12 protein-coding genes are annotated in these 14,038 nt (G+C 43.9%); 7 read left to right on the top strand and 5 right to left on the bottom strand.

The window, feature by feature from the left end; genetic code table 11:
• Nucleotides 1–55: 55 nt before the first annotated feature.
• From BM100_RS09525 to exbB, 3 genes are all read right to left on the bottom strand, one after another.
• Nucleotides 56–1,270, bottom strand: coding sequence for an alpha-xenorhabdolysin family binary toxin subunit A (locus BM100_RS09525; protein WP_092510280.1), 1,215 nt, complete (start codon nucleotides 1,268–1,270; stop codon nucleotides 56–58).
• Nucleotides 1,271–1,593: 323 nt separating this feature from the next.
• Nucleotides 1,594–2,019: a TonB system transport protein ExbD gene (gene exbD, locus BM100_RS09530; protein ID WP_092510283.1), complete on the bottom strand. Its 426-nt coding sequence runs from the start codon at nucleotides 2,017–2,019 to the stop codon at nucleotides 1,594–1,596.
• Between the two features lie 6 nt (nucleotides 2,020–2,025).
• Entirely contained in the window at nucleotides 2,026–3,000 is a 975-nt protein-coding gene (gene exbB / locus BM100_RS09535) for a tonB-system energizer ExbB (protein ID WP_092510285.1), read from the bottom strand.
• A gap of 410 nt (nucleotides 3,001–3,410) precedes the next feature.
• Here exbB and metC point away from each other — a divergent pair, with 410 nt between their 5' ends.
• Nucleotides 3,411–4,604 (top strand): cystathionine beta-lyase, encoded by a 1,194-nt coding sequence (gene metC, locus BM100_RS09540; RefSeq protein ID WP_092510287.1) that lies wholly within the window; start codon nucleotides 3,411–3,413, stop codon nucleotides 4,602–4,604.
• A 51-nt stretch (nucleotides 4,605–4,655) separates the two neighbouring features.
• Here metC and BM100_RS09545 read toward each other — a convergent pair whose 3' ends face one another.
• Entirely contained in the window at nucleotides 4,656–5,294 is a 639-nt protein-coding gene (locus tag BM100_RS09545; protein WP_211284494.1) for a LysR substrate-binding domain-containing protein, read from the bottom strand.
• Between the two features lies 1 nt (nucleotide 5,295).
• Between BM100_RS09545 and BM100_RS09550 the strand changes: the two genes are divergently transcribed.
• The 4 genes from BM100_RS09550 to dkgA all read left to right on the top strand — a co-directional run bounded on the left by BM100_RS09550 (nucleotide 5,296) and on the right by dkgA (nucleotide 9,599).
• Nucleotides 5,296–6,207, top strand: coding sequence for an MFS transporter (locus tag BM100_RS09550; protein WP_211284493.1), 912 nt, complete (start codon nucleotides 5,296–5,298; stop codon nucleotides 6,205–6,207).
• Between the two features lie 414 nt (nucleotides 6,208–6,621).
• Complete coding sequence (locus tag BM100_RS09555; protein ID WP_092510291.1) at nucleotides 6,622–7,293, top strand: DedA family protein; 672 nt, start codon at nucleotides 6,622–6,624, stop codon at nucleotides 7,291–7,293.
• 290 nt (nucleotides 7,294–7,583) lie between these two features.
• Complete coding sequence (gene yqhD, locus BM100_RS09560) at nucleotides 7,584–8,744, top strand: alcohol dehydrogenase (RefSeq protein ID WP_092510293.1); 1,161 nt, start codon at nucleotides 7,584–7,586, stop codon at nucleotides 8,742–8,744.
• 24 nt (nucleotides 8,745–8,768) lie between these two features.
• Nucleotides 8,769–9,599, top strand: coding sequence for a 2,5-didehydrogluconate reductase DkgA (gene dkgA / locus BM100_RS09565; RefSeq protein WP_092510295.1), 831 nt, complete (start codon nucleotides 8,769–8,771; stop codon nucleotides 9,597–9,599).
• A gap of 971 nt (nucleotides 9,600–10,570) precedes the next feature.
• Here dkgA and BM100_RS09575 read toward each other — a convergent pair.
• Nucleotides 10,571–11,227, bottom strand: a complete 657-nt coding sequence (locus tag BM100_RS09575) for a YtjB family periplasmic protein (protein ID WP_092510299.1) — start codon at nucleotides 11,225–11,227, stop codon at nucleotides 10,571–10,573.
• Nucleotides 11,228–11,343: 116 nt separating this feature from the next.
• On the opposite strand from BM100_RS09575, the gene serB reads away from it, so the two are divergent.
• Nucleotides 11,344–12,321: a phosphoserine phosphatase gene (gene serB, locus BM100_RS09580; RefSeq protein WP_092510301.1), complete on the top strand. Its 978-nt coding sequence runs from the start codon at nucleotides 11,344–11,346 to the stop codon at nucleotides 12,319–12,321.
• Nucleotides 12,322–12,464: 143 nt separating this feature from the next.
• Complete coding sequence (gene radA, locus BM100_RS09585; RefSeq protein ID WP_092510303.1) at nucleotides 12,465–13,850, top strand: DNA repair protein RadA; 1,386 nt, start codon at nucleotides 12,465–12,467, stop codon at nucleotides 13,848–13,850.
• Nucleotides 13,851–14,038: the final 188 nt, after the last annotated feature.

Raw genomic sequence — 14,038 nt, forward strand, 5'->3', positions numbered from 1 at the left:
GAAATATCCTTTTTATTTGATCAATTATTTCAGGAGAAAATTAACTATAGAACGATTAGCTATAGAGTTTTCTATATTCAGCCAGTGCTTCATCAAAGGTCTTAATTAATTGACTGGAAGATCCTTTAACTTCTTCCCAAGGACTAATGACTTGCTCAAACGTTGCCACAAAGGAAGTAAGTCTCAATGCGTCATTAATTTCTGCGAATCTCTCTTTAGACGTGGTAATTTGAGTTAACATCGTGCTCCACATGAAATCCAAGTGGTTTAAGGCAACTTCCGCATCCAACATATAAGTATGAATGTTAAAGAAGTTTAGGGACAAATTTTGGATGGCTGTTTGTAATGCACTTTTGTTTTTAACTTGATCTTGTAGCCCTTTAACTTCTTCAATCAGCTGGTTTTTCCTTTTACGGGCTTTTTCCGCTTTATCACCAAATATTCCACCGGTAATTGCCCAGCCAATAATTCCACCAGCCATTCCAGAGAACGCTAAGCCAACATATTTATCATAGTCTTTTTTGAGTTGCTCAATTTCTTTATTTTTCTCATCGATCTTGTCTTGCAGTTCTTTGATAGTGACAGAAAGTTTATTGTCATCCATCAATTTTTTCTTGCTATTGACCTGTGGCTGTAACCCTTGAACAATCTTACCGTTTGATAATTCCCCACCAATCAATTCCAGCTTAAAGTCAGATACCGCAGTTTTGACTTTTTGGGTATTTTCCTGCTGTTTTATAATGACTTTCTTCATACTGTCGAGAATATCACCCAAAGCAACAGAGATTTCTTTATCATCATTGGTATAGGTTATTTCAGCCAGCTGTTCGTCTGTTAATTCTCCCAGTTTTTTCTTTACTCGTTCAATAATCGGCATCTGGTTAATCACACTGATTATTTCTCTACCAGTTGAGGTGATTTGTTTGCCGGCATCTTCCAAGTCAATGCTTTGTTGTTGAACTTTACTTTCTACGCCACTCCAACTGGCAGCATGAGAATGAATATCTTTAAATAAAGATGTAATATTTTCTGGTTTCAGCCCATTAATATCAATATCACTATAACCAATATATTCTTTTACCCCTTCAAGCGTAGTAGGCAGTTCCAAACTGCGTTTTGCATATAGCTTGAGATTAATGAGGTCTTCTTTGGTAAATATGCCTCCAGGGCGGGAAACACCTTCTATTTGTGAGGTTAACATTTTCAAGGTAATGCTGGGAACCTCGGACACAGGCACTTTATTTTCTGCCGCGTATTGATCCAATTTCATATTGTTCTCCATTCAAGTTGATGTCTCGTTTTGATTTAATATAACGGCACACCTTTCTGTCTGAGAACTCTTTAATTTTAATATGCTATAAATATGAATAATTACGTTATTTTTAATGAAAAAATGAAAGTTTTTTATTTGTATCAAAATAACTTTATTTATTTAATTTCAATTAAAAATCTATAATGACAAAAGCCAAATTATATTTATTTGTTACTTATTTGTTTTTCAAAATTTAGCATATAAGGAAAAAATAAAGATATTAAATGGCCCTGCTCTTATTCAGGGCAGGGCCATTTATATTTTCAGAAAATCAAGCAAGCTTATTGGGCTGCCACATTTTCCATGCCTACCAACCCAATTTTGAGATAACCTGCTTTGCGCAGGGAATCCATGACACTCATCAACGTCTCATAATCGACAGTTTTATCTGCCTGAAAGAAAATCGTCGTGTCTTTGTTGGATTGTGTAGTCTGATCCAATACCGAGGATAAGGTATCGCGGTCAACTTGTTGATCACCCACATAAAGCTGATGATCCGCTTTCACGGTCAGAAATACTGGCTTTTCTGGCCGCGGTTGCGGCTGGGCTGATGATGCCGGCAAATCAACTTTAATATCTACTGTTGCCAGTGGCGCTGCTACCATGAAAATAATCAGCAGTACCAACATCACGTCAATAAATGGCGTGACGTTGATTTCATGCAATTCACCGCTATCGTCCAAATCTTCATTAAGACGTATTGCCATAGTTAATTACCTTGCCTCTGTTTTTTCTGCTTTGCTGTCAGCCAGATCAAGATCACGCCCCAGCAATAGGATTGCCTGAGCAGCCATATCCCCCACTTGCCCACGATATGACGTGATGACACGGGCAAAGACGTTATAAATCACAACCGCAGGAATAGCGGCGACCAGACCAAGTGCGGTTGCCAGCAATGCTTCTGCAATACCCGGAGCAACAACAGCCAGGTTCGTGGTTTGTGAATGGGCGATACCGATAAAGCTGTTCATGATCCCCCAAACTGTCCCGAACAGGCCGACAAACGGGGAGATTGCGCCGATAGTTGCCAGATAACCGTTACCACGTCCCATATGGCGGCTAATTGCAGCAACGGAGCGCTCCATACGGAATGCCGTGCGCTCTTTGATACCCGTTTTATCTGTGCTTTCAATTGACAAAGCGCGTTCTGATTGTGCTTCGTTCAATAACAGGCGGCTGATGCTCAATTTGCCAAACTCAGCGGCAGTCTTTACTGCTGCATCTAAGTTGGCAGCATCTGCCAGAGCCAGTTGCTCTTTGCGCAAGCGGCGACGTGCTGTTAGCAATTCAACGCCTTTGGAGAAAAATAGTGCCCATGTGATAATGGAGGCTACCACCAACCCTATCATCACCGTTTTTACTACTGCGTCCGCGTTCTGGTACATGCCAAAAACAGACAGATCAGTTGCAAAGCCACTGGACAAGTTTTCAGATTTTTCATCAACTGGCATTATAGCGGTTTCAGTAACTGTGGTTTCAGTAGTCACTGTCTCTGCGGTCTGTGTTCCCGCGTTTGATGAGGCATCCGTTTTCGGTGCTGTTGTTTGTGAAGCGGCGGAAGATTCTGTGGTTGCCGGAGCGGCTACCTGAGCAGCAGCCTGATTTTCTGGCGTAACAGCCGATGTATCAGCCCATGCTGAACTTGTTAATCCGAATGCCAATAGAATAGAAGCTGTCAAATTACGCATCAGTTAGCCTTACTCTCTCTTTTTATAGATTTTGTTACTTAGCAGTGAATCGCGTTTACTCATCTTGCTAATCCTAATATGACCTGAGTCATGCGTTTTACTTTCTTACTCCAAGAGCTCACTCACTTGCCCACGAACCATCAGAGGGAAAAAGTCAGCTGCAAATGATATCAGACATTGGGCGATTTGATAGTAATTATCATTACTATTTAATAAAAAAGTACCGATTAATGGTACACCTCTGCGGATCTCTTCTGGTTTAACATCGACTGATCATCTTGAATTTTCGTCAAGTTGTTAGAATCCCTTTGGCAAATCCAACCTAAATCTTTTAACTTGCTAATCATTATTTGAACAATTTAATTGGCCATTAAACGGTAAATCAAAAAATTCATATGGGGTAAGATGCCATGGCAAAAAAGAAGATAGACACTTTATTGGTCAATGTAGGAAGGGAAAAAAAATACACGCAAGGGGCCGTAAATCCCCTTATTCAACGTACATCATCGGTCATTTTTGATACCATTGAAGACCTGCAACATGCTTTAAAAACCCACCATAAGGGCACATTAATTTATGGCCGCCGTGGCACGATGACGCATTTCGCCTTTCGGGATGCCATGACCACGCTTGAAGGCGGAGCCGGTTGCGCATTATATCCTTCCGGTACGGCCGCAATTACGAGCTCGATTCTGGCTTTTGTGGAAAGCGGCGATCATGTGCTGGTGACAGGAACCGCGTACGAACCAACCCAATCTTTTTGCGATCATTTCCTGCGCAAGATGAACATTACCACCGATTATTTTGATCCGATGATTGGGAAAGGCATTGCAGCGCTCATTAAGCCAAACACTAAAGTGCTTTTTCTTGAATCCCCCGGCTCTTTGACGATGGAAGTCCAAGATGTTCCCGCTATCGTACAAGCTGCCCGTCAGATTAACCCTAAGATTGTGATCATTATTGATAATACATGGTCGGCCGGCATTCTGTTCAAGGCGCTGGAATTCGGTGTTGATATTTCTGTCCAATCTGCCACCAAATATATTATCGGCCATTCGGATGGAATGCTGGGAACCGCTGTCGCCAATGCCCGATGCTGGGAGCAACTCAGGGAAAAATCTTATCTGCTGGGACAAATTGCTGATCCCGATACGGTTTATATGGCAACCCGTGGTTTGCATACACTGGCTGTGCGTCTAAAGCAGCATGAAAAAAGCAGCATTCACATTGCTAAATGGCTCGCACAACGGCCAGAAGTGAGTGAAGTTTACCACCCTGCCCTGCCTTCCTGCCCCGGGCACATCTATTTTAAACGTGATTTTACAGGATCGTGTGGGCTATTTTCTTTCCTCCTGAAGACTCAACTGACCTCCAAGCAACTGTCTGATTATCTCGATAACATGAAGCATTTTAAAATGGCGTTTTCATGGGGAGGGTTTGAATCACTGATTATGGAAATTCAACCCAAGGCGCTCAAAATACTGCGCCAATATAACCTGCCGCTAAAAACCGGCACATTGATTCGCCTGCACATAGGGTTGGAAGATCCGCAAGATTTGATTGATGATCTGGTCGCAGGTTTCTCTCGCCTCAGAGGCCGTTAATTTGCTCATTAAAGATGATTCTGAAAATGATACGAGTTGTGGATAATGTATCTAGTTAATTCGCAACTCTTTTCTCAGAAACGCCAATATGCCACTCACCTTTGGCAATAATTGCCTTCCAATCGGCCACATTAAATGAAGCGGCAAGCCATCGGTGATTAGCTCAGGCAAAATCATCACTAAATCACCTCGCTTGATATCATCACGTACCAACCATGTCGCTAATTGTGCTATGCCATATCCAGCCTTGACGGCACTAACTTTTGCTTCTCCGCTGCCAACAATAATGCGCCCTTCCATTGTTTTACGTTCAACCAACCCGGTATTATTCAAAATCAACCAAGGGGTTGTACTCCCATCAGCCTTACCATAGAGCACAGAATCATGGGATACCAACTCATTTATCGATGTGGGTACACCGCGTTTTGCTAAATAATCGGGCGAGGCACAAAAAATCATGCGTTCGCAGCCAAGATAGCTATGCCCCAAAGAAGCCGGCCAATATTCCGCTCCCCCAATGCGTACCGCCACATCAATTCCCTCATCCTGTAAATCAACAAAACGATCGGTAAATGATACGTGGGGCAATAAATGGGGATGCTGTTCCGTGAACTGTAAAAGTAGCGGCAACACATGTAGACGACCAAACGCCTCTGGCACATCTAGCCGCAAGCGCTTATTTATCGTCATTTTGCTGATATTTTCAGCTTCCAATGCGCTAGCCGCAGTTGCCCAAAATATTTGGATACTTGCTATCGCCCGTTTTATTCCTGCCTTGATGCTCCCTGTATTTTGGGGAACCGCCAGCGAAACAGCCGGGCAAATTGTCGGCCCCAAACGTGCAGGCAGAGCGGTTTCACAAGTTTATTTGGGCATTTCAGCAGCGCTGCTTTTTGGTATTCCACTGGGCACACTTGCATCCGATTCCGTTGGTTGGCGAAGCACATTCTGGGGCTTGGCCGGCCTGTCACTTTTGATGGCAATTCTCATGTTTGTCTTCATGCCCGTTGTTGCACGGCCGGAGAAGATAAAAATTAAGGAACAAATACGGATTCTAAAAGATCGGCGATTTGTCGCGAACCTCGTGCTCTCTGTTGTTGTTTTTACCGCAATGTTCACGGCTTACACTTATTTAGCCAATACATTAGAGCGCATTGCCGGAGTTCAGACGGCATATGTCGGATGGTGGCTGATGGGTTTTGGTGCCATTGGCTTGATCGGAAACTGGCTCGGTGGTCGATTTGTTGATAGCAATCCACTAAGAGCCACGGTGATATTCACATTGCTGTTAGGTATAGGAATGAGCTTGAGTGTACCGCTGGCGGGTTCTTCGTTACTGCTTGGGATCTCTTTGGCAATGTGGGGAATTGCTTACACCGCATTATTTCCCATCTGTCAGATACGTGTCATGAAATCCGCATCGCGCGCCCAAGCGCTGGCAGGTACTTTGAACGTTTCTGCTGCTAATGCAGGGACAGGATTAGGGGCAATCATTGGCGGGGTAGCAATCTCACAATGGGGTCTGGGCAGTATCGGCTACGTGGCTACCGGTATTGCTGCGGTAGCGATCCTTATGGTGGCATGGATCGCACGGCTAAAATAAGTGGTTATAGCCTATTAACTCCAAGTTTCAGGAAGCAACGTATCATCATCCCGCGTCGCGGGATGATGATACATGCACCTTGAAGTACGACGCGTATAGTACAGTTACACTATTATCCCTATTTCCACTGCCATTAAACCACCAGCGGCAATCATCACATCGCTAATATTCCCCTCATTCCAAAGGAAATGGAGTGAGGGATTACGGCATTTTGGGTACGCTGAAACGTGCTGCCGAATTTCTGGCTCATGCTTACCACTCCATGTTGATCATCCACCAATGACAAACAACCGCAGTTTTTTGCCTTTTTCTGTCCCGTATGCTGATCAAATCAACTCCGATCTCCCTGTTATGGGTTACACTGAAAAGGATCTTTTGTTAATTAGTTTACTTGCCAAAATTACAGGATAAACAATGGAAACGTTAAGCGAGATCGTGCATGCGCTCTGGCATCATGATTTTAACCAACTCGCCAATCCGGATTTCATCTGGGTTATTTATGGAGTCCTCTTTGCCACGATTTTGCTGGAAAATGGACTGTTGCCTACTGCTTTTTTACCCGGAGATACGCTATTGTTATTGTCTGGCGCCTTGATAGCCAAAGGTGTCATGAGCTTTATTCCCACCGTTGTCCTGCTGTCCATCGCTGCCAGCCTGGGATGTTGGTTGAGTTATTTGCAAGGGCGCTGGCTCGGCCATACCCATATTGTCAAAAACTGGCTTGCCCAACTTCCTTTGCATTATCGACAAAAAACCAATCTGCTGTTCGCCAAACACGGCTTATCTGCCCTTCTTATTGGTCGTTTCTTAGCATTTGTCCGCACTTTGTTACCAACCTTTGCCGGTATTTCTGGTCTAAATAATAAACGCTTTCAGTTTTTTAACTGGTTAAGTGGCTTTTTATGGGTCATTATTGTGGTGGGTTTTGGCTATATCCTGAACCAGATCCCATTTATCAAGGCTCATCAGGAGCTGGTCATGAATATTTTGCTCATTTTACCCGTCATTCTGTTGATCAGTGGCTTGTCTGCTTCCTTGCTGATGTACTGGCGTCACAAGAAAAAATTACTCAAAAAAACTAAGTAAATATCCTTATCATTTAATTCATCTTATACAAAAGAAAATTTTCTTTTCATTACGAAAAATTTAAACGCCCAGCCCATTCCAACTGGTATTATTACTGACTGAGGATTAAATACAGCGCTATTCCACCTGCTGTATAACTTATATTCTTAACGAAATGTATATTCTTAACGGAATGGGCCACTCACTTAATTAAGTAATTTTAATAAATAATAAATCATGAAAATACAATAAAAAACAGTTTCAATAGTATCGCCACGGGTTATACGATACTGCAAGTAAAGGCGGTTTTTATGCAAAACTTTACTCTACACACACCCACTAAAGTCATTTTTGGCAAAGGGCAAATTGCCCAGCTAAGCAATGAAATCCCCAAAGATGCAAAAATATTGTTAATTTATGGCGGCGGCAGCATTAAACATAATGGTGTCCTTTCTCAAGTCCATGCCGCATTGGAGGGTTATTCCGTTGAATTGTTCGGAGGAATTGAACCCAATCCCGCTTATGAAACCCTTATCAAGGCCGTCGAATACATTCATCAGAACAAGATTGATTATCTACTGGCCGTTGGGGGCGGTTCTGTCATTGATGGCACCAAATTCATCGCTGCGGCAGCGAAGTATCCTGGTGCAGATCCATGGGAAATCATGACAAGCGGCGGTGCCCATATCACTTCAGCCATCCCGTTTTCTTGTGTACTGACATTGCCCGCAACAGGTTCAGAAACGAATAATATTTCTGTCATCAGCCGTCGTGAAACCGATGACAAACTCCATTTTGCTTCTCCTTTTGTTTATCCCCAAGTCGCCATCCTCGATCCTGCTGCCGCGTTTTCCCTGCCTCCAAGACAAGTCGCCAACGGCATTGTGGATGCTTTTGTCCATACGTTGGAGCAATACCTGACTTACCCTGTCAATGCAAAAGTACAAGATCGTTACGCTGAAGGCTTATTGATGACGTTACTTGAAGAAGGGCCAAAGGCGCTGGAAGAGCCTGAAAATTATGACGTCCGTGCCAATATCATGTGGAGCGCCACTCAAGCACTGAATGGCGTTTTAGGTGCTGGTGTGCCGCAAGATTGGGCGACCCATATGCTGGCTCACCAACTAACCGCATTTCACGGTTTAGATCATGCCCAGACACTGGCGATTATTTTGCCGCAACTTTTGCAGGAAAAACGCGATGTAAAACACGATAAGCTTCTGCAATACGCAGAGCGTGTTTGGAATTTAACAGAGGGCTCTGAAGACGAAAGAATTGATAAGGCCATCTATGCCACTCGTCAGTTTTTTGAAAGTTTGGGCATAAAAACCCACCTTTCTGATTATCAGCTTGATGGCAGTTCTATTCCGGCCATGGTTAATAAATTAGAACAACAAGGTTTAGTTTCTCTCGGTGAACATCAGGATATTACGCTTGATATCAGTAAGCGGATTTATGAGGCGTCCATCTGAAAACTTAAACCTGAGGAGGTAAGAATGGGTCTGCAGACAATTATTAAACTCGTTGACGATAACCACATGCCTCAACTGGGGCTGGGGGTTTGGAAAGCGAATAATGAGCAGGTTGTTGGAGCTATCCACACCGCATTAGAAGTAGGCTATCGTTCCATTGATACAGCAGCAATTTATCATAATGAAGAAGGTGTCGGGAAGGCACTGAAAGAGAGCGATATACCACGTGAAGAAATTTTTATCACCACCAAGCTCTGGAATGATCGCCATCTGGATGCAAAAACAGCATTACAGGAAAGTTTGGATAGGCTACAGCTAGACTATGTTGATCTCTATCTCATTCAATGGCCTGTACCCGAACAGGATCATTATGTTGAGGCCTGGAAGCAACTGATCGAGCTGAAAGAGGCTGGATTGAGCCGCAGTATCGGTGTTTGTAATTTTCATATTGAACACTTGCAGAAATTGATCACAGAAACGGGCGTAACCCCTGCAATCAATCAAATTGAATTGCATCCTTTGTTACAACAGCGGCAGCTTCATTCATGGAATGCCACCCACCATATTACAACGGAATCCTGGAGCCCATTATCACGAGGGGGGAAAGGTGTTTTTAATTCTTCACTCGTTGAACAACTGGCGATTAAACACGATAAGACGCCAGCGCAGATTGTCATTCGCTGGCATCTTGAACGCGGCATGATTGCTATTCCTAAATCAGTTACTCCTTCCCGCATTAAAGAGAATTTTGATGTGTTTGATTTTAGGTTAGAAAAAGAAGATTTAACGGCTATGGCTGAATTAGATATCGGTAAGCGGATAGGCCCAAATCCTGACACTTACAATCAACTTTAAGGCGCTCAATTTTAAAACATCATCGACCGAAACAAACTTTCTTTAAAAGAAACGTCATAAAATTGGTTACAAAATGATTAACGGAAACAACGGACTGGTTAAAGAACAAACACAACATGACTTTGTCTGAGAAAATATCAGGATTAATATCCATTCATCTAATTCATTTCAACTGACCTGAATTCTGTGTTCCGGCAGAGTTCAGGTCATGTAACCTGTCCCAGCGTGCTCTATTTGCGCATTTTCACTTTCATACATGATTTTCTATTTCACACATAATTTCTCCCCGCAAAAATAATGCCTCTAAAACATAATAATTTATAAACAAAATCGACTTTTCCAATAATAACTATATTTACTATTTATATATTCTTCATGATGTAGGCTTACTTCATCTAGTTAAATAACTAAAAAACCAGATGGTCAGATACTGAAAAAATTTCTATTTATAAGCCAATTATGGGATTGCCATGACGTCATTTTCGGCTTAAGCATGACAACAATCAGTATCTCTGCCTCATTAAAAATCCGAGTTAAACTTAAGGAAGTGATAATGATTTACATAGTTATTTCTTTATTGATGCTTATTCCTTTCTTTCTCATAATAAAGCGGCTCCTGATATCGAGCCATATCCATCACAATGCGGCGGGAATACTGTTCACCGTGATGGCAATAACGTTTCATATGTACATTTTCCGTTTCAACAAACTTCCATTTGTGAACGTTGCCATTTCACACAGCTCCGTCGTGCTTTATGGCGCTATTGTGATTGCACTGCTATACGCTTTGGTCTATTCCATTTGTTTTAAACGGTATTATGGGAAAACGGTTCCTGAAAAGATTTGATTTATGGGTGCCATTGCTTCATTGGGCGCTTTAAATCTTAAAAAGCATCAAAAAATGTTTTCAGCCTATCACTCACTTTTGCGGTGATAGGCTGAGATAAATTCCGGCTTGATATAAAGATCGGCTAACGGGCAGAGTTGTTGTTCCCGTCTTCTTCGTCTGGTGATTTAGTATTCGCAGTCAAAAGGTAAGGTGACTGTTGCCAGCGGCTGGGCGACAATTGCAGCAAGTTATGAGCCAGAATAAAACCAATCGCCAATGATAACAGCAGCATAATCCGGAGTAAGTTCGTGGTGTTATCAACCTGCTTTGCCTCCGTTGCCAATCTGTGGGTATCCAGTGTCAGACGAAGGAAACCTTTCGGATGGTCTTTTCCCGGTATAGGGACAACGATTTGTTGGTTAAAGTAGCCACTGGATTTTTTTCCTTCCAATGATAACCGCTCACGAACAGAAACCGGCTCACCACTTCGTGCAATCTGTGTTCCATTTTCCAGATAAACACTGGCATCCAAAATGCGGCTTGCGCTCGTCAAGTAATTCAGATTCGCGACAATCTTTTTATTATTAAGATCTTTGCTACCATTCTCCATATAATCAGACAAGCTGAATGCAACCTGCTTTGCCAATGTCTTAGCCAGATCCTCAAACTGATCCATGTGGGCCTGTTGCTGGGAGCGGCTGAAATACGAAACGCCCTGCATCAGCAATACCAGCAGAGCTATGCATATTAAAATAATCGCCGTCTTGTGCAGCCGAAACTTTAGTTTTGCTTTGATCATAGTTATCCCATCCCATGTTCGGAAAGCACATGTTGCCAGATGCGGTATTGATAGGATAGTTTGAAAAGCGTTTTTTGCCTGCCCAAAATTGTATGGAATTACAGGAGTCGATATTCATGTCAAATAATCTGGCCTATCGTTACTTACCGGATGAGATCCATAAATGGCCGGGATTACCATTATCTCTCAGCGGCGATGAAGTCATGCCGCTGGATTACCGAGCCGGGGACAGTGGCTGGTTGTTATATGGCCGTGGCTTGGATAAGCAACGCATCAGCAATTTCCAACACCGCCTCGGCGCAGCTATGGTCATTGTGTCTTCATGGCGCATTGATGATTACCAAGTTGTCCGTATCGCCGGCAGTCTTTCACCACGCATCAAACGGCTGGCCGATGATTTCCAGCTCGATGTTGTGCCCTTGGGGCAGATCCCGCGTTTGCGTTCCCCCGGCCTTTTGGTGATGGATATGGATTCAACCGCTATCCAGATAGAATGTATCGACGAAATTGCTCGTCTGGCAGGAGTTGGCGATAAAGTAGCTGAAATCACTGAGCGCGCCATGCTCGGTGAACTGGATTTTTCAGAGAGCCTGCATGCGCGGGTTGCCCAACTGAAAGGCGCTGATATCTCTATCTTGCAGCACGTGATGGATACACTTCCTTTGATGCCGGGGCTGACCAGCCTTGTGCGCAAGTTGCAATCATTGGATTGGCATGTGGCAATTGCGTCTGGGGGATTCACGTTCTTCTCCGATAATCTCCGCCAGCGATTACGCCTTTATGCCGCAGTGGCTAATCAACTTGAGGTAAAAGATGGCAAATTGACGGGTAAAGTCAAAGGGCCGATTGTCGATGCAAAATGTAAAGCAACCACATTGATAAGGCTGGCAAAAGAGTTGGGTATTCCATTAAGCCAGACCATCGCTATTGGTGATGGCGCCAATGACCTGAAAATGATCCGCAAGGCCGGATTGGGTATCGCCTATCATGCTAAACCCAAAGTTTATGCGCAGGCCAAGGTTGCCATCCGTCATGCAGATTTAATGGGCGTTTTATGTGTTTTGAGTGGCGGCCTGAAGCACGAAGAGCGTTAATCAGATACCCAATAAGTGTTAAATGAAGTATCACCAACGAGGTCATAACTTAAAAGGCTGAAGGGAAAACCCCTAATAAGTGTTAAGTTTTACCTTGAAAGGCTAAAAAACAGCCAAGAGTAACCATATTAAGGGAGAGCAAAGTGGCAAAAGCAGCAAAACGGGCATTTGTCTGTAACGAATGTGGCGCGGATTATCCCCGCTGGCAGGGGCAATGTACCGCATGCCACGCATGGAATACTATTACAGAAGTACGTTTGGCCGCAGCGCCATCTTCCCGCAATGAACGTTTCAGCGGTTATGCCGGAGATACCGGCATCAGTAAAGTCCAGAAACTGTCTGATATCAGTTTGGAAGAATTGCCCCGCTTTTCCACTGGATTCAAAGAGTTTGACCGCGTTCTCGGCGGCGGCGTGGTTCCCGGCAGTGCTATTTTGATTGGCGGTAACCCGGGAGCCGGGAAAAGTACCCTGCTGTTACAAACTATGTGCCAACTATCGACACAGATGAAAACCCTGTATGTGACGGGGGAAGAATCATTACAACAAGTGGCGATGCGGGCATATCGGCTGGGTTTGCCGACCGATCAACTGAATATGCTGTCAGAAACCAGCATTGAGCAAATTTGCCTGACAGCAGAGCAAGAACAGCCAAAACTGATGGTTATTGACTCAATTCAGGTTATGCACATGGCGGACATTCAATCCTCACCGGGTAGTGTGGCTCAGGTAAGGGAAACCGCCGCTTACCTGACCCGTTTTGCCAAAACCCGTGGTGTTGCCATTATTATGGTCGGGCACGTGACAAAAGATGGCTCTCTGGCCGGCCCCAAAGTGCTCGAACACTGTATAGACTGCTCAGTAATGCTGGACGGCGAAGCAGACTCCCGCTTTCGTACCCTGCGCAGCCACAAAAACCGCTTTGGTGCGGTAAATGAACTGGGCGTATTTGCAATGACCGAACAGGGGTTGCGGGAAGTCAGCAATCCTTCCGCTATCTTCCTGAGCCGTGGGGATGAGATTACCTCAGGCAGCTCCGTTATGATTGTCTGGGAAGGCACTCGCCCTTTGCTGGTGGAAATTCAGGCTCTGGTCGATCATTCCATGATGTCAAATCCACGCCGGGTAGCCGTGGGGCTTGAACAAAACAGGCTGGCTATTTTGCTCGCTGTCCTGCATCGACACGGCGGTCTGCAAATGGCTGACCAAGATGTTTTCGTCAATGTCGTGGGCGGAGTAAAAGTAACAGAGACAAGTGCCGATCTCGCTTTATTGCTCTCTTTGGTGTCCAGTTTCCGTGACAGGCCCCTGCCCAAAGATTTAGTGGTATTTGGTGAAGTCGGTCTGGCAGGAGAAATTCGCCCGGTTCCCAGCGGTCAGGAACGTATTTCAGAAGCGGCCAAGCATGGTTTTAAACGGGCTATTGTTCCATACGCAAATATGCCGAAAAAAGATTTACCCAATATGAAAGTATTCGGCGTGAAAAAGTTGTCTGATGCTTTATCAGTTCTGGAAGATCTTAATGACTAACCACTTCGCCCATAAACGGCCGACATACAGAACCCATTAGGTATGCATTATTATTTGCCTGCTATCATCACTCCAAATGATACAGGCAAATAATAAATCACTTAACGTCATAGATTATATTATTTAACTTCTTCGGCTTTCCCTTTTTATTTCAATTTATTTTTGCAAAACCCTATCAATATTTTAAA

The sequence above is a fragment of the Xenorhabdus mauleonii genome (genome assembly GCF_900113945.1).
GTDB classification, from domain to species: domain Bacteria; phylum Pseudomonadota; class Gammaproteobacteria; order Enterobacterales; family Enterobacteriaceae; genus Xenorhabdus; species Xenorhabdus mauleonii.

Coding starts and splice junctions, on each gene's coding strand:
- BM100_RS09525 (WP_092510280.1), bottom strand. CDS start 1,270: ATGAAATTGGATCAATACGCGGCAGAAAATAAAGTGCCTGTGTCCGAG.
- exbD (WP_092510283.1), bottom strand. CDS start 2,019: ATGGCAATACGTCTTAATGAAGATTTGGACGATAGCGGTGAATTGCAT.
- exbB (WP_092510285.1), bottom strand. CDS start 3,000: ATGCGTAATTTGACAGCTTCTATTCTATTGGCATTCGGATTAACAAGT.
- metC (WP_092510287.1), top strand. CDS start 3,411: ATGGCAAAAAAGAAGATAGACACTTTATTGGTCAATGTAGGAAGGGAA.
- BM100_RS09545 (WP_211284494.1), bottom strand. CDS start 5,294: ATGACGATAAATAAGCGCTTGCGGCTAGATGTGCCAGAGGCGTTTGGT.
- BM100_RS09555 (WP_092510291.1), top strand. CDS start 6,622: ATGGAAACGTTAAGCGAGATCGTGCATGCGCTCTGGCATCATGATTTT.
- yqhD (WP_092510293.1), top strand. CDS start 7,584: ATGCAAAACTTTACTCTACACACACCCACTAAAGTCATTTTTGGCAAA.
- dkgA (WP_092510295.1), top strand. CDS start 8,769: ATGGGTCTGCAGACAATTATTAAACTCGTTGACGATAACCACATGCCT.
- BM100_RS09575 (WP_092510299.1), bottom strand. CDS start 11,227: ATGATCAAAGCAAAACTAAAGTTTCGGCTGCACAAGACGGCGATTATT.
- serB (WP_092510301.1), top strand. CDS start 11,344: ATGTCAAATAATCTGGCCTATCGTTACTTACCGGATGAGATCCATAAA.